We start from the raw sequence: 24,805 nt of genomic DNA, 5'->3' as shown, positions 1-24,805 counted from the left end.
GACCGTGTACGACGGCGGTGGTCCAGGAAGATCGGGGCGGGAAGTGGAGCAGGACGTGACCACCGTTGCGGGGGCCGGTGACGGCCAGGGTGTGCTCGACGACGCGGTGAGCGAGGACGGGATCGTTCTCGACGCGTCGGGTGACGTGGCGCTGCCGGACGGCGGGGCGGTCTCCTACGCGCCGGGGGCCCAGGTGCGGATCCGTGACGAGCAGTGGCTCGTCCGCAAGGTCGCGCCCACGGCGCGGGACGGCTGGATGGTGGAGGTCACCGGTGTCTCCTCGTTCGTGCGGGGCACCGACGCCGTCTTCTACAGTCTGCTCGACGACATCCAGGTGCTCGACCCGCGCAAGACAGAACTGGTTCCCGACGGCTCTCCCAACCACCGCAAGGCCCGCCTCTACCTGGAGGCGGTGATCCGCAAGACGGCGCTGCCCCAGACCGAGCACGGGCTCGCGCTGGCCGACGGGTTCCTCATGGACAAGCAGACCCACCAGCTGCGGCCGGCCGAGCTCGCCCTCTCCATGAAGAACCCGCAGCCGCGGCTGCTCATCGCCGACGTGGTGGGGCTCGGCAAGACCCTGGAGATCGGCATCCTGCTGGCCGAGCTGATCCGCCGCGGGCGGGGCGAGCGGATCCTCGTGGTCACGCCGGCGCATGTCCTGGAGCAGTTCCAGCGCGAACTGTGGACCCGGTTCTCGATCCCGCTCGTCAGGCTCGACTCCACGGGCATCCAGCGCATCCAGCAGGACATCCCCGCGGGGCGGAACCCGTTCGCCTACTTCAAGCGGGCGATCATCTCCGTGGACACGCTCAAGAGCGACGTGTACGCCCACCACCTGGACTCCACCGAGTGGGACGCCGTCGTGATCGACGAGTCCCACAACCTGGTCAACCGCGGCACGAAGAACAACGACCTCGCGCGCCTGCTGGCCCGCCGGACCGACGCGCTGATCCTCGCCTCGGCGACTCCGCACAACGGTGACGCCGGGTCGTTCGCCGAGTTGATCAAGATGCTGGACGAGGCCGCGATCGCGAACACCTCGGACTACGACGTGAAGGATCTCGACCACCTCTACATCCGGCGGACCAAGACGGACAAGGAGGTGCGGGACTCCCTCAAGGGGGTGTGGGCCGACCGAGGCCCGTCCGAGCCGGTCCCCGCGCGGGCCACCAGGAAGGAGCGCGCGGTCTTCGAGGAACTGGCCGCCCGCTGGATCCCGCGTGATCCCGCCGCTTCCTCGGTCTGCGCCGACCCGCTCGCCGCCTACAACTTCTTCAAGGCCTTCCTCTCCTCCCACAAGGCGCTCCAGAAGTCGCTGGAGGCACGGCGCCGCTACCTGGCCGGGCCCGCGAAGGGGAAGAAAGGCGAAGACCCGGCCGCACGCGAGGCCGCGCTCAAGATCGAGCGCGAGGCGATCGTGGAATTGGAGCGGCTGGCCGGCGAGCTCGGTGACGACGACTCCGCGAAGCTGGACGCGCTGGTCGAGCAGCTCGAGAAGATCGGTGTCGGCCCGGGGTCGGACACCCGCGTCGTCGTATTCTCCGAGCGCATCCCCACGCTGACCTGGCTGGCCGAGGCCGTCCCCGCCCGACTCGGGTTTCAGAAGACCGGTGCCGTCGAGGCGGGTGAGAAGAAGAACCGGCCCTGGCTGGCGTACGGCGGAGCGGTGCAGGTGATGCACGGCGAGGCCACCAACGAGGACGAGCAGAAGCGGATCGTCGAGAAGTTCGGGCTGCGCGACGACCCGGTGCGCATCCTGTTCACGGGCGATGTCGCCTCCGAGGGCGTCAACCTCCATCAGGAGTGCCACCAGCTCATCCACTACGACCTGCCCTGGTCGCTGATCCGTATCGAGCAGCGCAACGGCCGCATCGACCGCTACGGACAGAAGGAGAAACCGCAGTTCCGCGCCCTGGTGCTCACCAGCGACGTGGAGTGGCGGCGTGTTCCGGAGACCGGGGAGGCCCTGCCGCTCGACGACCGGCTTGTCGGCGCCAAGCTCCTCAAGCGCGAGGAGGAGGCGCACCGGATCGACGGCTCGGCCGAGACGGTCACCGGCCTGTACCGGGCGCAGGAGGAGGAGAACCGCCTCACGCGGGACCTGCTCGCCGGCCGCACCGTGGAAGAGTCCATCAAGCAGTCCAGCGGTGGCTCCTCGTCGCTGCTCAGGAAGATGATGGGCAACATCGGGTCCAAGTCGGCCCAGGACGACGTGGCGTCCGCGACCGTCCCGAGCGTTTTCCGCTCGACCTCCGCCTACTTCGAGGAGGCCCTGCGCCAGATCTGCCCGACCGGCGCGGACAACGAGCTGAAGCTGCGCCACGAGGACGACGGAACGATCGCGTTCGAGCCGCCGGCCGACCTCCAGTACCGCTTCAAGGCACTGCCCAAGTCGTACCTGACCGAGCAGCACATCCTTCCCACCAGCAAGGCCCCCGGCCGGCTGCGCATCACCTTCGACAAGGGGCTCGGGGAGAAGCGGCTGAAGGCGGCCCGCGAGTCGTCCAAGACCCAATGGCCCAACGTCAGTTACGTCTCGGACGTGCATCCCGTCCTGGACTGGGTGACCGACAAGGCGCTCGCGTCCCTGCGGCACGACGAGGCGTTCGTCCTCGCCTACCGTCCCGACATCGCCGCGGCGGCCAAGCTGGATCCCCGCCTGCCGGCGGAACTGTCCGGGCCGGTCTGTCTGGTGCAGGGCATCCACTCCAACGCCGTGGGCCGCCCCACCGTGGTGGAGTGGATGGCCGTCGTCGGACTGCCCGACGCGCCCCGGGTCGTACGCATGAACGCCGCCTTCCTCGCCGCGTGCGGCGTCGGACCGAAGATGCCCGGCCGCGCCGTGTCCGAGGAGGAGCGCGAGGCACTGCAGCGGCTCGTCCCCCAGGCGGTCGACGAGGCTGCGCGGTACCTGCGCGAGCAGGAGGCCGAGTACGCGCGGCGCATCGACGACATGCTCGCCCCGTACGAGAAGCGGGTGACGCGGTGGCAGCAGGACGCGCTGTTCGCCTCGGCCCGCTCGGCGAAGGACCGCAACGACGTGAACCTCACGGCCAGCCGCCGTAAGACCCTCATCAAGTCGCTGAAGACCTCGGGAGCGCCCATGCTGCGCCTGCTCTGCGTCCTGCAGCCCCTGTCCACCGCCGCCGCTGGGGAGACCACCCGATGAGCACCGACTTCGACTCCTTCTCCAACCGCGGCGAGTACCTGTCGGCGCACTACTTCGCCGAGCAGCTGGGCCAGGACCTCAAGAAGGGCCTGCTCGCCACCTGGACCGTCCGGGAGACCGACGAGAAGGACCCGCGTCCCACACCGAGGGAGATGCTGCGCGCCCTGCGCGGCACGTACCTCTCGGAGGAGTACCGCAACTTCTTCGCCGAACGCGCCAAGCTGGACGCCGAGGACGACGCCGACGAGAACAGCGCCGCTGCCGGAGCGCGCCTGAACACCTACAACGACGGCGACTGGCGCGAGCGACTCAGCGCCTGGCATGGAAAGGTGCTGGCGGCTCTCGGTTTCGCCGGCGCCTCCGAGCGGCGGCAGCTGACCGTTCACCGCGCCGGCCGTGAGCACACCGTGACCACGGCCTGGCACGGCGACGGCATCGTGGCCCTCGAGTGTGGCTGGGCCGCCGGCAACGACACGGCCCTGGACGCGGACGGCCCCGGCCGCCTGCCGCACCCGCTGCGGGTGAGCGGCAGCGAGGTCTACGAGAGCGGCCAGTCCCTCGCCACCTGGCTCTTCCAGAGCGAACTGGGCGAGCCGGGCGGGGAACCACCCCGCTTCGTGCTGCTGCTGTGCGGCGGCGTGATCGTCCTGGCCGACCGCCAGGTGTGGGGCGAGGGCCGCTTCCTCGCCGCCAACCTCGACGCCGCGCTGGAACGCAACGACCGCAAGCAAGGCGGGGAGCTGGCCACCATCGCCGCCCTGTTCAGCCACGAACTGCTCGCCCCCGCCGAGGACGGCAAGGGGCCGGGCATCGACGCCCTGGTCAAGGCCTCCCGCGACAACGCGGTCGGTGTCTCCGGGGAACTGCGTGAGGGACTGCAGCGCTCGGTCGAGATCATCGCCAACGAGGTCCTGGCCCGGCTGAAGCAGGCCGGCATCGAGCCCCGGCAGATCGAGGACCCGAAGCTGCCGTTCGCCAAGGAACTCACCCGCGAGTCGCTGCGCTACCTCTACCGCATCCTCTTCCTGCTGTATGCCGAGGCCCGCCCGGAGCTGGGCATCCTGCCCGCCGACGACGGCACCTACGAGGCCGGCTACTCGGTGGCGCGACTGCGGGAGCTCGTCGAGCGCGACGAGCAGCTCGTCGAGGAGGAGGCGAAGAACGGCCACCACCTCTTCGCCTCTCTTGACGTCCTGTTCAACAAGGTCAACCGCGGCCACCGCCTGTACGGCACCGAGCCCGACGACGACCTGCCGGACGACGACGAGGAGACCCGCAAGCTCAAGGCGAAGCGGCGCAGCGAGGACCGCGGCCTGCGTTTCGAGCCGCTGCGCAGCGAACTCTTCGAGCCGAAGTCCATCCGGCTGATCGGCCGGGGTGTCCTCGACCCCCGCAGCGACGAGGACACCGAGCCGAAGTGGCTGGACCTGCGGCTGCGCAACCACGCCCTGCACGAGGTGCTGCGGCTGCTGACCATGAAGAAGGCCAGGCGGCGCGGGGAGCGCGGCGGCTTCATTTCCTATCGCAACCTCGGCATCAACCAGCTCGGCGCCGTGTACGAGGGCCTGATGTCGTACACCGGCATCATCGCCGAGGAGGAACTGTGTGAGGTCGCCAAGGGCGGTGACCCGGAGAAGGGCTCCTGGCTGGTGCCCGCGCACCGCCTGAAGGAGTACCCGGAGAAGACCTGGGTCGAGTACGACGAGCACGACGCGGTCAAGGGCCGACGCGGACCGAAGAAGTACAAGGTGGGCGAGTTCGTCTACCGGCTGGCCGGCCGCGACCGCGAGACATCCGCCTCGTACTACACCCCCGAGTCCCTGACCAAGGTCACCGTCGAGCTGGCGCTCAAGCACCTCCTCGACCAGGAGCGCGACGAGAACGGCGAGGTCGTCCGGACGCGGGCCTCGGAACTGCTGAAGTACAAGATCTGCGAGCCCGCGCTGGGCTCCGGCGCCTTCCTCAACGAGGCGATCAACCAGGTCGCCGAGGAATACCTGCGCCGTCGGCAGGACGAGCTGGGCGTCTCCCTCCCGGCTTCGGCCGCGCTGACGGAGAAGCAGAAGGTCAAGGCGTACGTCGCCCTGCACAACGCGTACGGGGTCGACCTCAACGCCACGGGCGTGGAGCTGGCCGAAGTCTCCCTGTGGCTCAACACCATGCACCCGGGGATGCGGGCACCGTGGTTCGGGCTGCACCTGCGGCGGGGCAACTCGCTGATCGGCGGACGGCGGGCGGTGTACGCGGGCGAAGACGTCGCCTCCCCGGCGAAGGCCTGGCTCGCCGCGAAGAACACGCTCGCGCCGACGCCGCTGCCGTTCTTGAAAGACGGCGAGCCGCAGCCGCTGCCTGCCGACGCGGTCCATCAGTTCCTGCTGCCGAGCCCCGGGTGGGCGGCAGTGACCGGTTCCAAGGAGGCCAAGGAACTCGCCAAGGCCGAGGTTGCGCAGTTGGCTGCCTGGAAGAAGGGCGTCCTCCAGCGGCCCAAGCGCAGCACCGCGCACCTGAACAAAGATGGCACGCCCAAACTCGACAAGGCGGGCAGGCCGAAGCGTGAGGCCGCCTCCCAGTTCACCCGGCTGCGGGACGCGGCCAAGCGGGCAGAGTTCCTGTGGTCGCTCGTCATCAAGCGCATGCAGCTGTCCGAGGCCGCGATCGCGCGGAAGATCGACGTGTGGGGCGCCCAGCCGGACGACCCCGAGTACGACTTCCTGCGCACGGCGGCGGGCGCGACGCCGAAGGAGCAGGTCATGGCCGACCTGTTCGAGGCCACCGAGACGCCGTACTGGCGTCTGAAGAAGGTCATGGACGCGTGGTGTGCCCTGTGGTTCTGGCCGGCGGACAAGGCGTCCCTGCTGGACGGCACGGACGGGATGTACGACGACACGGTGCCAGCAGTGGCCTCCGCCGACGCGCTCGGCGACCTGCTGGGCGTGCCGCTAGTCGGCGGGGATGCGGCGGCGATCTCCCCGGACGGGGGCGGAGAGAGCGGCGAGGGCGCGCGGGCGGCGATCCCGGGTCCGCGCTTCACCGAGCAGACCGCGCTGTTCGCGTCGGGACCGACGCAGGACACCCTGACGTCCGCACTGGCGGATGATGAGCCGCTGATCGACCTCCAGACGGTGGAGGTGCCCGGTCAGTCCAGGCGCGGTGCGCCGAGGCAGTCCAAGCGGCGGACGTGGCGGAACACCATCCCGCTGGTCGAGCTGGACGACTGGCTGGACTTCCTCGAGTCCCTCCTGGGCACCGTCGACCCCGACGAGCAGAACCTGGTCACCGAGTTCGACAACCTGGACGCGCTCAAGGACTTCGAGAAGAACCTTCCTCACCTGATGGGGATGGACCTCGCGGACCCGGAGACCCGCTTCCCCTGGATGCACACAGTCACCAACATCGCGGAGGAACAAGGCTTCCTGCACTGGGAGTTGGACTTTGCTTTGATCTTCGCGAAGCGAGGCGGATTTGACCTGCAAGTGGGGAACCCACCGTGGGTACGGCCCGATTGGGACGCAGCAGCCGTCTACGCGGAGCAGGAGCCATGGTTCGAACTGGCGGAAAAGCCCTCAATAGAGGAGAAAGCCCACCATCGTGCGGAAGTGCTACGGTCCCCGCAGGCCCTGGCGTACGTCCTAGCCGAGGCGACGCACACCAGCGGACAGGCCGCGGTGTACGGCTCGTCTCAGATGTACCCCCTACTCCAAGGGACACGCCCGGACCTCTATCGGGCATTTATGTCTCAAGTGTGGGCGCATACCTCGGCAGACGGTACGTCCGGGATGGTACACCCAGACTCACACTTCACCGGGGACAAGGAAGGGATAATTCGGGAGGCAGCGTATCAACGGTTGCGAATTCACGCGGACTTCGTAAACCCCGGTCACCGGTTCTTCCCCAAACCGGTAGATGAGAATACTCACTTCGGTGTTCACATCTACGGTCGGCGAGCCAGTGTTGATTTCGTCCACTTGTCGTGGCTTGTATCGGTCGACACGTTGCGTGATTCCCTCCGTCATGATGGATCAGGTGCTCCGCCCGGCGTGAAACGCGATAACGCCTGGGATATTCGGGCACATAAGTCGCGCGTTGTCCGCGTAACCTCTGCACTCTTGCACCAGTGGCAGCGCATGATGTCCGATACCGATGCGCCTGCTACCCAGGCCCGACTCCTCTTTCCGGTAAGCACGGCGGAAGCTGCGGCGATCGAGGCTCTGGCCATGTACCCGCTGCGACTCGGCATGGTCGGCCCGCAGATCTCACGTGGCTATGACGAGAGCGCAGCCAAGAAAGCCAACCTAATCGACTACAACCGACCCGCTCCTGCCACTGGCCAAGAATTCCAGCCTGTCCGATGGCGCCACACCATCATCAAAGGCACGCAGATCAGCGTAGCTACACCAGTATTCAAACGTCATGATGCAAACAGTAACGATCCATACGGCACTGACTTGGTGTCTCTCCCTGACAACTTCGTTCCGGACACGCTGTACATACGGGTTCCAGGGCGGACACAGGAATACCTCGCGGACCAAGCCCGGTGGCTCAGTCAGGAGGGGCTTACGCGCCTGCGTGCGTCGGAGTCCGCACTCGTGCGGGCGAGAGGCGTGGTGGCGCAACGGGAAAAGGTACCCGAAGAGGCCGTGCAACAAGAGCAGATGGATGAAGTGCTGGCCCAATGGGCGCGTCGACGGTATGTGACGTACCCCCGTCTGGCTTACCGACGTCAAGTGGCCCCTAACACGGAGCGTGCGCTCTACGCAGCTCTGCTGCCACGAGGCACGGCCCACGTTAGCGGCATCAATAGCCTGGCCATGAGCACGGCACGGCTGACATCGCTGACTGCCGGATTCTTTGCATCCCTGCCAGTTGACTACTTCGTCCGCGCCACAGGCTGCAGCGATCTACATGCGCATGTGGTACGAGCCATGCCTGTCCCCACTACAAACCACCCGTTGGCAAGCCCACTTCTCCTCCGCATCCTCCGCCTCAACTGCCTGACTAACGCCTACGCCGACCTTTGGTCCGAGCTCTACGCTCCGTCCTGGTGCGGCAACGAGCCGTGGGCCATCCCATGGTCTGGCCTCGAGCATCTGGATCACGTCACCCCCACCTGGCAGCGAAACACCCCACTCCGTACGGAACGCGCCCGCCGCTCTGCCCTCGTCGAGATCGACGCCCTCGTGGCCGTCTGGCTCGGCATGGACGCCGACGCGCTCATCGCCGCCTACCGGGGCCGGTTCCCCGTGCTGCAGAAGTACGAGGCGGTGACCTGGTTCGACGCCGAGGGATGGAAGCTCGCCGGTAACGCCCGCACGATCGGGCAGCGGCAGACCAAGGAGACCTGGCCCCAGTTCCAGGCCTACCTCGCCGACCCCGACAACGCCCCCGTCCCCGACGGCTACACCGCCCCCTTCTACAAGGCCGACCGGGAGAAGGAGATGCGCGAGGCGCACGCCTACTTCCAGAAGCGGCTGGACGAGGCCGTGGCCCGTGGTGAGTGGGACCCGGTGAAGCAGGAGGTGCCCGCGCCGTGAGGCCGACGCTCGAGGCGCAGGGGCTCAAGGAGAGCCTGCTGCAGTACCTGTCGACGACGTACGCGCTGACCGACGAGGGCGCCCGGGAGTCACTGCACCGGTTCCTGGGGGACGAGACGTCCGGGATGTTCCGGGGGCCGTTCCTGCGGATCCGGACGCCGTTCACGCGGGCTGGTGACTCCTGGAAGGAGCTGCTGGACTGGCGGCGTACGGACGACTGGACCCCGTACGCCCACCAGGCCAGGGCGTTCGCGCGGCTGTCGTCGGCCGGCGGCCGGACCCCTCGGCCGACGCTCGTCACCACTGGTACCGGTTCCGGCAAGACGGAGTCGTTCCTCTACCCGGTCCTGGACCACTGCGCCCGCGAGCGCGACGCCGGCCACAACGGCGTCAAGGCCGTGTTCCTGTACCCGATGAACGCGCTCGCCACCGACCAGGCGCAGCGCATCAACGACCTGCTGTGCGAGCATGACGCGGACCTCGGCAAACTCCGCGTCGGCCTCTACATCGGCGACCGGGCGGAGACGACATACGACCGGGTGTACACCCGCCGTTCCGACATGTGGGTGTCGCCGCCGGACGTCCTGATCACGAACTACAAGATGCTGGATCTGCTGCTCCAGCGGTCCCAGGACGCGGCGCTGTGGAACGGCGCGGACATCCGGTACGTCGTCGTGGACGAGTTCCACACCTACGACGGCGCCCAGGGCACCGACGTGGCGATGCTGCTGCGGCGGCTGGCGGCCGCCGTCGGGGCGCCGGAGCCGGGGAGGCCGCTGGGGCGGATCTGTCCGGTCGCCACGTCCGCGACGCTCGCGTCCGGTACGGACGGGGACGGGGTGCGTCAACTGCTGGACGTCGCGACCCAGGTCTTCGGAACGCAGTTCACCGAGGACGCGATCATCGGTGAGGACCGGCAGAGCGTCGACGAGTTCATCCCGCCGGACGACTTCGACCCGGCGCTGCCGGATCCCTCCCCCGACGAGCTGGCGCTGCTGCCCGATCCGTCCCTCGGTAAGGCGGAGTTCGCCGATCTCGTCGAGACGGTGACGGGGACGCGCGATCCAGACCCGTTCCTGCTGGGCCGGAACCTGAAGCGGCAGACGCTGACCTCGGCCGTCATGCAGGCGCTGGACGGCGAGGTCCGCACCACCGGTGAGGTGCTGGACCTGATGTGGCGCAGGGGTGCGCGGTCGTGGGGCAAGACGATCACCGAGCGGCCGGAGGTCGCCGCCTCGGCCCTCGCCCGGTTCGTGGCGCTGCTGGCCGTCGCCCGCGATCCGGGGTCCACGCCGGAGCGGCCGCGGCCCCTGGTGCAGATCGAGGTGCACCAGTGGGCCCGCTCGGTCTCCCGCCTGGTCCGCGGGGTGCTGCCGTGGCCGAAGGCGGAGTTCCAGTGGGACGCGGCCGGTGCGGCGGACCGGCAGAGCGACCGGCACGCCCGGACGGCGCCGGTCACCACGGCGACGGCGGGTCAGGCCGCGAACCTGTTCCTGCCCGCCGTCTACTGCCGTGACTGCGGGCGTTCGGGCTGGGCGGTGTTCTCGCCGGAGACGGACGACACCGACGTGCAGGTCGACTCGCACAAGATCCGGCGGGCCTCGGTCAGCCAGGACAAGATGCGGGTGCGCAACCTGATCGCGGCGACCCACGCCGAGGCGCGCGAGGGATCCGGTGCCGCGCCGATGGCGTCGGCCGGCCGCGGGGCGGACGGCGGGCGGGCCGTCTCCGCGCTGTCCGCCGGCCGGGGCGGGCAGCTGCGCGTGCTGGACGGGCCGAATCGGACGCTGCGGCTGCCCGATCCCGTCAGGGACTACGAGCCCTCGACCGGGGACCCGCGTCCGGCCACCGGTGACTCGGCCTTCGTGCTGGTGAACCTGGGCGAGACGGCGAACACGGCGGCCGAGGAGGACTGGTGTCCGGCGTGCGGGTCGCGCAACGCGATCCGCTTCCTCGGCACGGGTGCGGCGGCGCTCGCCGCGGCCTCGGTGACCCAGCTGTTCACGGGGGGTGAGCTGGACGAGGAGCAGGGCGAGGACAAGACGCTGATGTTCAACGACTCGGTGCAGGACGCCGCGCACCGGGCCGGTTTCGTCGCCTCCCGCTCGTACACCTTCTCCCTGCGCGCCCTGTTCAAGAAGCATCTGTCGGAGGATCGGCCGACCGCGCTCAACGACCTGATCGCGGACGTCGTCGCGGCCACCACCGACCGCACGACGCTCGCCGCCGTCGTACCGACCGATCTGCACGACATCCGGGGTGTGCAGCGGCTGCTGTCCGGCCAGGGACGGGGCGGTGACCGCAGGACGTGGAACCTGATCGGTGAGCGCTTCGCGTTCGAGGCGCTGATGGAGTTCGGGTTCCGCTCCCGCAACGGCCGCACCCTGGAGCTGACCCGGACGGCGGCGGCCCAGGTGCGTATCGCGGACGTGGCCGCGGCGGTCGCGCTCGTGAAGGACGCGCACCTGGCCGAGGAGGGCCGGCACGGCGGGCTTCCTCCCGTCGAGCAGGACGACGCCCGCTACCTTGCGTTCCTGCGGATCCTCCTGGAGCGGCTGCGCACCAGGGGTGCGATCGGCCACAAGTGGCTGGACGGCTATCTGAGGGAGGCTGGGACCAGCCGCTACTTCATCTGGGGCAAGCGGCCGGTGGGCATGCGCGCCTTCCCCCGGGGCGTCGCGGCCCCGGTGTTCCTGCTCGATCAGCCCAAGGCCAACAGCGAGTTCGACTTCGCGACGGGACGGCTGTCCTGGTACGAGCGGTGGGCGCAGCGCTGCCTCGACCTGCCCCGCGAACAGACGGCCGGCTTCTGGAACCGGCTGCTGCCCGAGCTGGTCACGGCCGGGCTGCTCTCGGTGCGCACCCCGGCCGACGGCAGCCTGCGCGTGTACGGGCTGCAGCCGGGCGCGGTCGACGTGCGGCTGCTCGCCGACGACGTCGTCAACGAGGCCTTCGTGCGCTGCCCGGTCTGCTTCTGGGAGCAGACGGTCCACCCGGAGCTGCTGGACCAATGGCACGGGCAGCCGTGCCCGTCATACCGCTGCCGCCGGGGCCGACTGGTCGCCGGGAACCGCCCCGAGGAACTCGGCATGCACCACCGGGACCGCAACTACCGGGACGACTACTACCGGCGGCTGTACCGCAAGGCGGGCACCTACCAGGTGGTCACCGCCGAGCACACCGGCATGCTCACCCGGCCGGAGCGGGAACGGGTCGAGGCGGCGTTCAAGCACGGCACCGGGTTCAAGGACCCCAACGTGCTGTCGTGCACGCCCACCCTGGAGATGGGCATCGACATCGGCGACCTGTCCGCCGTCGTGCTGGCCGCGCTGCCGCGCCGGCCCGCCAACTACGCCCAGCAGGTCGGGCGGGCCGGGCGGCGGACGGGCAACGCGTTCCTACTCACGATCCCCGACCGCAGCCGCCGCGACCTGTACTTCCTGGACCAGCCGCGCGAGATGATCGCCGGGCGGATCGTGCCGCCGGGCAGCCACCTGTCGGCGATCGAGATCCTGCGCCGCCAGTACCTGGCCCACCTGCTGGACCTGGCCGCGCGCGGGCGCCTGCCGCGCCCCGACGGCAAGCCCCTGGCCGCGATACCGGCCAGGGCCCCGGAGCTGTTCGGCCCCTCCGGCTACCTCGCCGACCTGGTCGAGGCAGCCCTCGCCCGTGGCGACCAGATGGTCGACGGTTTCCTGGAGCTGTTCCCCGGCGGGGTGAGCGACCAGGCCAGGGCCGAACTGCGCGAGTACGCCACCCACAGGCTGCGCAGCGCGGCGGAGGAGGCCGAACGCCAGTGGCGGCGCGGCGAGGAGGTGCTGCGCCGCCGGCTGAAGCTGATCGGCGAGGCGCGTGACGAACTGCACGACAGCGACGACGAACAGGCGCGCCAGAAGGCCGAGCTGGACGCCGAGCACCGGTCGGTCGGCAAGCGGCTGCTGTCGCTGGGGCTCACCACGGCCCAGCAGGCCCTGTGCGACCTCGCGCTGCTGCCGAACTACGCGCTCATCGACGCGGTGACCACGCTGAACGCCACGCTGTACTGGCCGGAGGGCGTCGACGAGAAGACCGGCCGGGAGACGTACAAGTCCAAGCCGCGCGCCTACGAGCGGCCCCGCCGTTACGCGCTGTCCGAGTTCGCGCCGGGCAACACGTTCTACGTCAACGGCTACAAGCACCAGGTCACCGGCCTGGAGATCGGGACCGCCACCGATCCCGACTGGCGGCTGTGGCGGTTCTGCCAGGAGTGCGGGTACGTGCGCACGGAGAACGCGGAGGGCGACCGCTCGCCGTGCCCGCGCTGCGGCAGCGCCCGGATCGCGGACGACGGCTCCTGCCTGCACAAGGTCGTCGAGCCCGCCGTCGTCACCTCCCGGGACAAACGCGAGGACGCCCGGATCAGCGACGACAAGGACGACCGGGAGCAACGCCACTACACGGTGATCGACGCCGTCGACATCGCGTCGCAGGACATCGAGCCGAAGACGTCCTGGCGGCACGCGACACAGACGTTCGGCGTCGACTTCAGCCGCAAGGCGGTCATCCGGCGGGTGAACGTCGGCCCGATGCGGTTCGACGCGAAGGCGGAGGACGACTTCGCCGGGCACAGCGTGCGGATGGCGCCGTTCCACGTGTGCACGGGCTGCGGCGCGGCGACCGCCGACGGGCGGCCCGTCTTCGACCACGACACCGACGCCCTCGACTCGGCGGCGGCGCGCAACCCCAAGCTGAAGCACCACCAGCCGTGGTGCCCGCTGCGCCGGGGGAAGAACCCGCAGGACGTGGCGCAGGAACCGGTGCTGCTGGCCCACCAGTTGCGCACCGAGGCGCTACGGGTGCTGCTGCCGGCCGCCACCGTCCTGGTCGACGAGAAGATCCACTCCTTCCGGGCCGCGTTGCGGCTGGGCGTCGACCACCACTTCGGCGGTGATCCGCAGCACCTGGACGCGACCCTGGCGCGCATGCCCGACAACGGCACCGGCGAGACGCGGCACTTCCTGGTGCTCTTCGACCGCCTGCCGGGCGGCACCGGCTATCTGCACCGGCTCACCGATCCGGCCCACTTCCGGGCGGCGCTCGCCGACGCGCGGCGGGCGCTGCTGACGTGCCCGTGCCGCGACGAGGGGTGGCACGCCTGTCACCGCTGCCTGCACCGCTACACCGAGGAGCGGCACCAGGACACCGTCTCGCGTCTCGAGGCCCTGGGGATCATCAACGACCTGCTGGGTCCGGTCGACCAGGACGGCGAGCCGGTGCTCGGCGAGGACGGGCGGCCCGTCGGCCTCTGGCAGGTGGCGGAGCTGCCCAGCACGGACCTGATCGGCCTGGACAAGCAGGTCGAGTCCGACCTGGAGGCCCGGTTCCTGGCCGCCCTGCGCACCTGGACCGGCGAGGAGCGGGACGCCGTACTGGAGGAGAGCAGCACGGCCAGCGGCTACCTGCGCTTCGGCCAGGGCACCAACTGGCGGCTCACCGCGCAGCGGGACATGGAGTACACCCGGACCGACTTCACCTTCGAGTCCACGGACGGCCCCAAGGAGTACGTCACCGTCTACCTCGACGGCCACCGCTACCACGCCACCCGCGCGCACAACCGGATCGCCGCGGACTGCGACAAGCGCAACCGGCTGCGGGACAACAACCACGTCGTTTTCCAGCTCACCTGGGACGACCTGGAGCTGTTCGAGAAGGGCGCGGCCGCGAAGGCCAAGCCGGTCTGGCCGCCGTACCCGCGCAGCGCGCAGGACGCGGCCAAGGACTGGTACGAGGAGATGGACGGCGCGCGCGCCGACTTCGCACAGGCCGTGTTCGCCAACCCCGTCGAGACGCTCCTCGCCTACTTGCGCGACCCGGCAAAGGAGCGGTGGGGACGCCGGGCCAGGGCCCTGGTGGCCGGCCTCATGGACGAGCCCGCCGCCCTGGCCATGCAAGCGGACCGCACCCAGGCACGCCAGGCACTGAGGTCCGCGCTCGAGGCATACGGCGCGGGCCGAGAGCCGTCGTCCGCGGAACCGGTCACCGGCGACGGGGCCGTTCTGGTGCTCCAGGCGAGCGACGCGTACGGGCTCCCGCTCCTCTTCACCGTCGACGCGAGCGACGGCGAGGAGCCGGAGGCGGTGCGGTGGAGCGCGCTCGCCGTGCTGGACGACCGTGACGAGGCCCTGGGCACCGACGCGCACAAGCTGCGCTGGCGGGCCTGGCTCTACTGGTCGAACCTGCTGCAGTTCCTCGCGTTCGCCGGCGGGGACGGTGTCCAGCTGGCCGGCAGCCGCGCGTCCGCCTTCCCGGTCGACGTGCTGGCCGTCACCGGCGGCGTCGGCGAACTCGACTCGCTCATTGCCGTGCGCCGGCCGGGGGACATGCCGACGGCGGAGGGGGCGGTGGCGCGGGAGGCGCCGCCCGCCGGTACCGGCACCGGTGCTGCCGTGGCCGCTGCGGTCGCCGAGGCGGAGGCCGGTGGCTCGGTGGCCGAGCGGGCCGTCGCCGGGCTGCTGCGCGACGCCGCCTGGGACGAGGAGATCCTCCCCCTCCTCGAGGAGGACGAGCCGGACTCGACGCTCACCCGGCTCGCCCGCGCGCTCGCCGAACACGGCAAGCGGGCCCCCGTCTTCGGCTTCGAGCTCGGTGAACGCGGCTGGCCGGCCGACTTCGCCTGGCAGGACTCCGGCGTCCATATCGCCGTCGTCGCCGCACCGCACGGCGAGGACGACGAGGAGGCCCTCCGCCGAGACAAGGCCTACGCCGACGCGGGGTGGACGGCCCGTACGGCGGCCGACTGGCTCGACGACCTCGACTCGCTCACCGAGAGGCTCCCCGATGCCTCGTGAGCACCCGGCACGAACGACTCCCCCGGTCCTGACGACCTCCGCGATTCCTACGACCTCCGCTACTCCTCCGGCCTTCACAATTCCTGCGACTCCCCGACGACGGAAGGCAGCACTGATCCCATGACCGCCCGGCTCAGCCTGTATCAGAAGGCCGAACAGGAGCTGTACAAGCTCGACCGCTCGGTCAAGGGCAAGTTCTACGACTTCTGCCACCGCTTCCGCGAGGACCCGGACCACCCCGGCCTGGACCTCAAGCCCCTCAAGGGCGACGGCCGGGTCTTTCGCGCCAAGATCGACCAGTCGTACCGCGCCCTGCTGGCCAGGGCCGGCGTCGACGACAAGGGCCAGGAGAACTGGCTCGTCATCGCGGTGCGCCACCGCAAGCACGTCTACGAGGAACTCTCGGTCGCGATCAACCGGGTCACCGGCGAGATCGAGTTCGTGGACCTCTCCGTGGTGGGCGAGAGCGTGCTGCGCCGCGCGGGCGTCACCCTCACCCCCGCCGAACCCGAACCCGCGCCCGCGCCAGAACCTGAGCTCGAGCCCGAATCCGTCCCGGCCGCCGCCGAGCCCCTGCTCACCGGCGTCACCGCGGACGACCTGCGAGACCTCGGCGTCGCCGACCAGCTCATCGACCTCGCGCTCGCCGTCACCGGCAGCGAGGAGCTCGACCAGCTAGTCGAGGGCGCACCCCTGCTGTCCAAGGACATCCTGTACGGGCTCGCCGCCGGCATGCCCCTGGACGAGGTCCGCAAGGAGATCACCGCCCCCGTCAAGGTCGACCTCGGCCAGGACTACGCGCAGGACCTCGGCGCCGCGCTCGCCCGCACCACCGTCACCACCATCGACGCCGACATTCAGGCCGCCCTGGAGGAGGGCGACTTCCGCGCCTGGAAGGTCTTCCTGCATCCCACCCAGGCCAAGCTCGTCCACCGCGCCTACAGCGGTCCGGCCCGCGTCTCGGGCGGTCCCGGCACCGGCAAGACGATCGTCGCCCTGCACCGGGTCAAGCACCTCGCGCAGCAGCTGCCGCCCGGGCACAACAAGCCCATCCTGCTGACGACGTTCACCAAGAACCTCACCACCGACCTGCGCGCCCGCCTCGCCTCACTGATGGAGCCCGAGCTGCTCGCCCGCGTGGAGATCGCCCACATCGACCAGCTCGCCGCACGTGTCCTCAGCGAGAACTCCGTCAAGGGCGCGGCCCGGCAGCGCGTGTACGACAGCACCGCGCTCAACGTGCTGCGCCAACTCCTGCTCGAACTCGACGAGCGCCGCTGGGACGCCGAGTTCCTCTACGAGGAGTGGGACCAGGTGATCCTCGGCCAGTCCATCGGCACCCGCAAGGCGTACTTCGACGCCCGCCGCGCCGGCCGCGGCCGCTCCGTCACCCGCCCTGAACGGGCACAGATCTGGAAGATCCTGGAGCAGTTCACGGCCCGCCTGGACAAAGAGGGGCTGGAGACCTGGGGGCAGGCCGCCGAGCGCGCCGCCCGCCTCGAGGCGGAGCGCGACGCGAAGATCAGGGCCCGGCAGGAGCACAAAGAGGCCGTTGGCGGCAAGGACCTCACCCACCGCGACGACGGCTCCGGCATGCGCTTCCTCCACCACCGCTACCGGCACATCGTCGTCGACGAGGCCCAGGACCTGCGCGCCGCCCACTGGAAGATGCTGCGCGCCATGGTCGCCCCCGGCCCCGACGACCTGTTCATCGCCGGCGACACCCACCAGCGCATCTACGACCAACAGGTCACCCTCTCCACCGTCGGCATCAACATCCGGGGCCGCTCCTCCCGGCTCACCCTCAGCTACCGCACCACCAGGGAGATCCTCTCCCGGGCCCTGCGGGTGGTGGACCTCACCGGCAAGGACCTTGCCTACGACGACCTCGACGACAGCACCGACACCCTCGACGGGTACCGCTCCGTCCTGCGGGGCCCCGTGCCCGACCTGGTCCGCTGCGATTCCTGGGAGGACGAACTCGACCGGCTCGCCACGACGCTGACCGCCTGGCGCGAGGAGATCGCGACGGGCAACGGCGGCGCCGGCCCGCGCCGTGACCCTCGCGGCAGCATCGCCGTGTGCGTCGCGGAGCGGGACATGGCCAGCCAGGTGATGTTCCACCTGGCCACCAAGGCGGGCATCACCGTCGCCGAGCTCACCAAGGACGGCCCCAAGGGAGACGGCGAGGTGCACGTCGGCACGATGCACCGCTTCAAGGGCCTCGAGTACCAGAAGCTCGCCATCGTCGGCGCCCGCGACGGCGTCATCCCCCGCACGGAGATCCTCGAGCGCTACCGCACCACCGACCCCCGGCGCTGCGCCCGCGAGGAACTCAGGGCCCGCTCTCTGCTCTTCGTGGCCGCGACCCGCGCCCGCGACGCCCTCCGCATCAGCTGGCACGACAAGCCGAGCCCCTACCTGCCGGTCTGAGCCGCTTCAGGGCCTCGGAGTGGGCCGCGTTCCACGGCACAAACGCACGAACGCGGCCCACTCCGAGGGAGGGAAAGCGAGTTGTACGGCCCTACTGGTGGGCTCACGTTTCTCCGGTCCAGGTGTCAACCGTCCGGCCGGGTCTGACACGTTCGGTCACGCAGCCTGGAGTAGATGAGATCCGCCTAGGGCCTGTGTGACGTTGTGATCAGCCAGTTGCCTTCAGCAGGTCGTTGATCCAGATCATTGAGGCACGGAGGTGGAGGCCGGCGAGGTAACTCTCGGGCGACTTGTCGTATCGAGTGGCGATGCCCCGCCAGGCCTTCAGCTTGTTGATGAGCCGCTCGACCGTGTTCCGCTCCTTGTAAAGATCACTGTCGTGGCACGTGGGGCGGCCGCCCCGGTGGCCCTTCTTCTTCCGGTTGGCGGCCTGGTCCTTCTTCTCCGGAATGACTGCTTTGATGCCGCGTTTGCGCAGGTAAGAGCGGTTGGCGCGGGACGAGTAGGCCTTGTCCGCGGCGACAGCGCCGGGCCGGGTTCGAGGCCGGCCCACAGGCAGACGGACCCGAATCTTCTGCAACACGGGGACGAACTGCGGGCTGTCGCCGGCCTGTCCTGCGGTCAGCACGAGGGACAGCGGACGGCACCTGCGGTCCGCGGCGAGATGAATCTTGCTCGTCAGTCCGCCACGGGATCTGCCGAGCAGGGCCTGGTTCAGCCGGAACTTGCGCCGCCGCCGGATACGCCGTCGCTCTTCCTGCTCGGGGTCGTCCCCGCCGTCCTGCCCGTTCTGTCCCGGCGGGCCGCCCCTTTTTGCCGGGCCCGCTCCTGTTCGGCGGCGGCTTCCTCAAGGGCGTCCATGACGTCCTTGCCGAGGTGCATCCCGGCGGCGTCCTGGTGGGCGCGGGCCGTAGTGGAGTCCACGCTGACCAGGGATAAGTCCGTCTGTCCCCGGCGAGCGGCCTCGGCGATCATGCCCTCCAGAAGAGCGGAGAAGACCCCGGCGTCCCGCCAGACGCGAAAGCGCCCGTAGACCGTCGGCCACGGTCCGAACTCGGAGGGCATCTCGCGCCACTGGGCGCTGGAGCGGAACCGCCAGATCACCCCCTCGAACTGCTCCCGCAGCCGCTCGGGGTACGGGCCGTACTCGCCTATCGGCAGGTACGGCTCGATGAACTCCCACTGCTCGTTGGTGAGTTGCGTACGTGTCACACCCAGCGTCCTACCAGGCCCCACCCCCGCACGGGACCAGAACCCGAGAATGATCACGACCTCACACAGGCCCTAGGACGGCCTCGGTACTGGTGGGCTCGCCTGTTCATCTGTCGCCAGTTCCTCGTGGGCCCCACCCTGCTGGTGACCCTCAGCGGCCACTCAACCTTCGCTGAGAATACCTAGCGCTCACCAGTCTTCGCTGACAATGCTCAATCTTCGCTGCGACAGATCAGCGAGGCCGGGCATGACCATCCCGGCCTCATGTACTAGAGTTATCTCGACATCGAGATATCTGCCGAGGCGTACCGCAGTCGCACGCTTCCGCCGAGCCTGGCAGTAAGGCATACCTAACTTAGCCTTACCTTAGCGGATCGGCCAAGCGGCGTGGCGGCAGGATGCGGTGGTAAGCGCACAAAAATGAAGGAGACTGTCGTGTCGGCGAACAGCTTCGACGCCCGCGCCACGCTGAGCGTGGCCGACGAGTCGTACGAGATCTTCCGGCTGGACAAGGTGGAGGGCTCGGCCCGCCTGCCGTACAGCCTCAAGGTTCTGCTGGAGAACCTGCTCCGTACCGAGGACGGCGCGAACATCACCGCCGACCACATCCGCGCCCTCGGCAGCTGGGACTCCCAGGCCCAGCCGTCGCAGGAGATCCAGTTCACGCCGGCCCGCGTGATCATGCAGGACTTCACCGGCGTGCCCTGTGTCGTCGACCTCGCCACCATGCGTGAGGCCGTGAAGGAGCTCGGCGGCGACCCCGCGAAGGTCAACCCGCTCTCCCCGGCCGAGCTGGTCATCGACCACTCCGTCATCGCGGACAAGTTCGGCACCCACGACGCGTTCGCGCAGAACGTCGAGCTGGAGTACGGCCGCAACCGCGAGCGCTACCAGTTCCTGCGCTGGGGCCAGACCGCCTTCGACGACTTCAAGGTCGTCCCGCCGGGCACCGGCATCGTCCACCAGGTGAACATCGAGCACCTGGCCCGCACGGTCATGGTCCGAGGCGGCCAGGCGTACCCCGACACCCTGGTCGGCACCGACTCGCACACCACCATGGTCAACGGCCTCGGTGTGCTGGGCTGGGGCGTCGGCGGCATCGAGGCCGAGGCCGCGATGCTCGGCCAGCCGGTCTCCATGCTCATCCCGCGTGTCGTCGGCTTCAAGCTGACCGGTGAGCTCAAGCCCGGCACCACCGCCACCGACCTGGTGCTGACCATCACCGAGATGCTCCGCAAGCATGGCGTGGTCGGCAAGTTCGTCGAGTTCTACGGCGAGGGCGTCGCCGCCACCTCGCTCGCGAACCGCGCCACCATCGGCAACATGTCGCCGGAGTTCGGCTCCACCGCCGCGATCTTCCCGATCGACGACGAGACCATCAAGTACCTCAAGCTCACCGGCCGCTCCGAGCAGCAGCTCGCGCTCGTCGAGGCGTACGCCAAGGAGCAGGGCCTCTGGCTGGACCCGAAGGCCGAGCCGGACTTCTCCGAGAAGCTGGAGCTCGACCTCTCCACGGTCGTCCCCTCCATCGCAGGACCGAAGCGCCCGCAGGACCGCATCGTCCTCGCGAACGCCGCCGAGCAGTTCAAGACGGACGTGCGCAACTACGTCGACGACGTCGACGAGGCCGGCAAGGAGTCCTTCCCGGCCTCCGACGCCCCGGCCGTCGCCCCGAACGGCGCCCCGTCCAACCCCGTCACCGTGACCGCCCCCGACGGTTCGACGTACGAGATCGACCACGGCGCGGTGACGGTCGCGGCCATCACCTCCTGCACCAACACCTCCAACCCTTACGTCATGGTCGCCGCGGCACTCGTCGCGAAGAAGGCCGTGGAGAAGGGCCTGACCCGCAAGCCGTGGGTCAAGACCACCCTCGCCCCGGGTTCGAAGGTCGTCACCGACTACTTCGACAAGGCGGGCCTGACCCCGTACCTCGACAAGGTCGGCTTCAACCTCGTCGGCTACGGCTGCACCACCTGCATCGGCAACTCCGGCCCGCTGCCGGAGGAGGTCTCCAAGGCCGTCAACGACCACGACCTCGCGGTGACCTCGGTCCTCTCCGGCAACCGGAACTTCGAGGGCCGTATCAACCCCGACGTCAAGATGAACTACCTGGCCTCCCCGCCGCTGGTCGTCGCGTACGCCCTCGCCGGCTCCATGAAGGTGGACATCACCAAGGACGCCCTGGGTGTCGACCAGGACGGCAACCCGGTCTTCCTCAAGGACATCTGGCCCTCCGAGGCCGAGGTCAACGACGTCGTCGCCAACGCCATCGGCGAGGACATGTTCAACAAGTCCTACCAGGACGTCTTCGCGGGCGACGCCCAGTGGCAGGCGCTGCCGATCCCGACCGGCAACACCTTCGAGTGGGACGCCGAGTCGACGTACGTCCGCAAGCCCCCGTACTTCGAGGGCATGACGATGGAGACCACCCCGGTCTCCGACATCACCGGCGCCCGCGTGCTCGCCAAGCTGGGCGACTCGGTGACGACCGACCACATCTCGCCCGCCGGTGCCATCAAGGCCGACACCCCGGCCGGCAAGTACCTCACCGAGCACGGTGTGGAGCGTCGTGACTTCAACTCCTACGGCTCTCGCCGTGGTAACCACGAGGTCATGATCCGCGGCACGTTCGCCAACATCCGCCTGCGCAACCAGATCGCGCCGGGCACCGAGGGCGGCTACACCCGCGACTTCACCCAGGACGGCGGTCCGGTGTCGTTCATCTACGACGCCTCCCGCAACTACATCGAGCAGGGCATCCCGCTGGCCATCCTGGCCGGCAAGGAGTACGGCTCCGGCTCGTCCCGCGACTGGGCCGCCAAGGGCACCGCGCTCCTCGGCGTCAAGGCCGTCATCGCCGAGTCGTACGAGCGCATCCACCGCTCGAACCTCATCGGCATGGGTGTCCTGCCGCTCCAGTTCCCCGAGGGCCAGTCCGCCGCGACCCTCGGTCTGACTGGCGAGGAGACCTTCTCCTTCACCGGTGTCGAGGAGCTGAACAACGGCACCACGCCGCGCACCGTCAAGGTCACCACCGACACGGGCGTCGAGTTCGACGCGGTCGTCCGCATCGACACCCCCGGTGAGGCCGACTACTACCGTAACGGCGGCATCATGCAGTACGTGCTGCGCAGCCTGATCCGCAAGTAGGTCCCAGGGCGCGTCCTTCCGGGCCTCCGAGGGCCGCACTCCCGTGACGGGGTGCGGCCCTTCGCCGTACCCGCCGCGGCGCGGGGCATCACCCAGCCTCAGATGGAACACAGGATTCCCTCAGCGGGCGGGGACACGATCGGTACATGACTGGCACAACCGGACCGCGAACCGGCCGCGCACGCGTGTTCATCGCCGACGACGACCCCGCACCCGACGAGGTGCTGTCCGTCGCCGTGGAACACCGGCTCGGCGGACTGGGGGCCGGCGCCGACGACTCCGTCCATGTGCTCGGCGACCTGGTCACGACCGAGGACACCCGTGAAGTGCGCCGCGCGGGCGTGTCAGGCCGGCTCACCGCGGAGGCGTACGACCCGCTCGCACGTCCTCGCCAGATCCTGAGCAAGGCGCGAGGGCGCGTGATCCCCGCCGTGCGCGGCCTCGGGTACGCCATCAGGGCCGCGGAGGAGGGGAGATGAGCCGGCGACCGAACGCGAGGACGCGCACCCGGTTCCTCCGCACCCGGTCCCTCCGCACCCGTCTGCTCGTGTTCGTCAGTGCCACGCTGGTCGTCGTCTGTGTCGCGATGGGCCTGATCACGACGCTCTTCCAACGTGCCTATCTGATGGGCAACCTGGACGACCGTGTCCGCGACGCCGCCGAACGGGCCCTGGGAGGAGCCTCCTCGCACCGGGACACGGACGACGACCTGGCCTTCCTGCGGGAGTCCGGGCAGCCCGCCGGGATGCTCTCCGCCCGGCTGGACGAGGACGGCGCCATCGTCTCCGCGGCCGTCGTCGTCCAGGGCACCCCGACCCGCGAGCTCAGCACCGGCCAGCGCACCGCCCTGGCCGGGATCCGGGCGGACGGTGCCCTGCACACCCGTGCCGTGCCCGGCCTCGGCACCTACCGGGTCACCGTCCTCGTGAGCGGAGACGTCCGGGTCCTCGCCGGCCTGCCCATGGACGACGTCCAGGACATGATCAGCGGACTGGTGATGATCGAGACCGGCGTCGCCGTGGCCGCACTCGCCGCCGCCGGCTGCGTCTGCGCGGTGGTCATACGACGGCAACTGCGCCCCCTCGGCCGGGTCGCCGCCACCGCCGCCGAGGTCTCCCGCGCCCCGCTCGGACGCGGCGAGGCCACCGCCCTGACCCGGGTACCCGAACGGGACACCGACCCCGGCAGCGAGGCCGGCCAGGTCGGGGCCGCGCTCAACCGTCTCCTCGACCATGTGGAGTCCTCCCTCGCCGAGCGGCAGCGCGGCGAGGAGCGGATGCGGCGCAGTGAGGAACGCATGCGGCGCTTCCTGGCCGACGCGAGCCACGAACTGCGGACACCGCTCGCCTCGATCTCCGGGTACGCCGAGCTGATGAACCGCGGCACCGACCGCGTCGAACCGGTGCGGGCCTGGCGCCGGGTCTCGGCGGAGTCGGCACGCATGACGGGCCTGGTGGAGGACCTGCTCCTGCTCGCCCGCCTCGACGAGGGCCGCCCCCTCCAGTCCGGGGAGGTGGACCTGGCGGCGCTGGTCGCGGAGGCGGTGTGGGAGGCGCGGGCGGCGGGGAGCGGCCACGACTGGCAGCTCGAACTGAGCCTGGACGCACCGGTGTTGGTGACCGGCGAGGAGACCCGCCTGCACCAGGTGGTGGCGAACCTCCTGTCCAACGCGAGGATGCACACGCCGGCCGGCACGAGGGTGACGGCATCGGTGGAGTCCGCGGACGGGCGCTGCGTGATCCGCGTCCGCGACAACGGCCCCGGCATCCCCCCGACCGCACCGGTCACCCGTGCCACCCGGGAGCTCGTGGCGTCCCCGGACCTGGTCGCGCACTGGAGGATCCCCGACGCCGACTGGCCGTTCGTCGACACCGCACGCGACCATCTCCTCCTTGAGGCAACCGCCCCGCCGGGGGACGGCTCGACGGAGCTGCCCGAGATCCTGCTCTCCGCGCTCATCGCCCGACTGCGGCCACCGAGCGCCGAAGAGCGGCCCGCACACCCGGTGTTCCGACTCTTCCGGTCCAGCGTCGAAGCGCACTTCCGCGACCATCACGACGCGGGCTACTACGCCCGGGCACTGGGATACGCGCCCCGGACCCTCTCACGAGCGGTACAGCAGGTCACCGGCCGTACCGCGAAGGCGTACATCGTCGACCGGCTCGTCCTGGAGGCCAAACGGCTCCTCGCACACGACCGTCTCACCGCGGCGGGCTGCGCCCACGCGCTCGGCTTCCCCGACGCGTCCAACTTCTCGGTGTTCTTCCTGAAGGCGACGGGCATGCGGCCGGGGGCGTGGCAGGCGGGGGCTGCCGTCGAGTGAGGGCGCTCGGCCGCGTCGACCGAAAACCAATGGATCGGCACCGCCGGTCGCCGCTAGCGTGCTGCCGAACCGAGTCGCCCAGGCAGGGACGTGCCGTTGTACACCGTGTGAGACCCCTCAAGCGCTGATTGGTCGCGCGTCGCGCATGTGCGCC

Annotated in this window: 7 protein-coding genes and 1 pseudogene; 7 read left to right on the top strand and 1 reads right to left on the bottom strand. The window is 69.8% G+C overall.

Annotation, left to right across the window (positions count from 1 at the left end):
• Positions 1-55: 55 nt before the first annotated feature.
• The 4 genes from RKD20_RS10995 to RKD20_RS10980 all read left to right on the top strand — a co-directional run bounded on the left by RKD20_RS10995 (position 56) and on the right by RKD20_RS10980 (position 17,963).
• Positions 56-3,172, top strand: coding sequence for a DEAD/DEAH box helicase (locus tag RKD20_RS10995; RefSeq protein WP_356761882.1), 3,117 nt, complete (start codon positions 56-58; stop codon positions 3,170-3,172).
• Complete coding sequence (locus RKD20_RS10990) at positions 3,169-8,703, top strand: hypothetical protein (protein WP_424877570.1); 5,535 nt, start codon at positions 3,169-3,171, stop codon at positions 8,701-8,703. Before RKD20_RS10995 ends, RKD20_RS10990 begins: the two co-directional genes overlap by 4 nt.
• On the top strand, positions 8,700-15,530 hold the full coding sequence (locus RKD20_RS10985; RefSeq protein WP_424877569.1) for a DEAD/DEAH box helicase: 6,831 nt from the start codon (positions 8,700-8,702) through the stop codon (positions 15,528-15,530). Before RKD20_RS10990 ends, RKD20_RS10985 begins: the two co-directional genes overlap by 4 nt.
• 120 nt (positions 15,531-15,650) lie before the next feature.
• On the top strand, positions 15,651-17,963 hold the full coding sequence (locus tag RKD20_RS10980; protein WP_424877568.1) for a UvrD-helicase domain-containing protein: 2,313 nt from the start codon (positions 15,651-15,653) through the stop codon (positions 17,961-17,963).
• Positions 17,964-18,171: 208 nt separating this feature from the next.
• Here RKD20_RS10980 and RKD20_RS10975 read toward each other — a convergent pair.
• Positions 18,172-19,175, bottom strand: a pseudogene (locus RKD20_RS10975) (IS5 family transposase).
• Between the two features lie 435 nt (positions 19,176-19,610).
• Here RKD20_RS10975 and acnA point away from each other — a divergent pair.
• The 3 genes from acnA (at position 19,611) to RKD20_RS10960 (ending at position 24,651) form a co-directional block, all read left to right on the top strand.
• Positions 19,611-22,328 (top strand): aconitate hydratase AcnA, encoded by a 2,718-nt coding sequence (gene acnA, locus RKD20_RS10970; RefSeq protein WP_424877567.1) that lies wholly within the window; start codon positions 19,611-19,613, stop codon positions 22,326-22,328.
• A 146-nt stretch (positions 22,329-22,474) separates the two neighbouring features.
• Positions 22,475-22,807 carry a hypothetical protein gene (locus tag RKD20_RS10965; RefSeq protein WP_424877566.1) on the top strand — a complete coding sequence of 111 codons (333 nt, stop codon included), beginning with the start codon at positions 22,475-22,477 and terminating at the stop codon, positions 22,805-22,807.
• Positions 22,804-24,651: a helix-turn-helix domain-containing protein gene (locus tag RKD20_RS10960; protein WP_424877565.1), complete on the top strand. Its 1,848-nt coding sequence runs from the start codon at positions 22,804-22,806 to the stop codon at positions 24,649-24,651. Before RKD20_RS10965 ends, RKD20_RS10960 begins: the two co-directional genes overlap by 4 nt.
• Positions 24,652-24,805: the final 154 nt, after the last annotated feature.

It is taken from the genome of Streptomyces sp. SLBN-8D4 (assembly GCF_049739545.1).
GTDB lineage: Bacteria > Actinomycetota > Actinomycetes > Streptomycetales > Streptomycetaceae > Streptomyces > Streptomyces canus_C.
Note: the sequence above shows the minus strand (reverse complement) of the source record. Positions and strands in the feature narration are given on the sequence as shown.

Bases quoted from the DNA above. Each gene is read 5' to 3' on its own strand.
- RKD20_RS10990 (WP_424877570.1), top strand. From the start codon at position 3,169: ATGAGCACCGACTTCGACTCCTTCTCCAACCGCGGCGAGTACCTGTCG.
- RKD20_RS10960 (WP_424877565.1), top strand. From the start codon at position 22,804: ATGAGCCGGCGACCGAACGCGAGGACGCGCACCCGGTTCCTCCGCACC.
- RKD20_RS10965 (WP_424877566.1), top strand. From the start codon at position 22,475: ATGACTGGCACAACCGGACCGCGAACCGGCCGCGCACGCGTGTTCATC.
- RKD20_RS10980 (WP_424877568.1), top strand. From the start codon at position 15,651: ATGACCGCCCGGCTCAGCCTGTATCAGAAGGCCGAACAGGAGCTGTAC.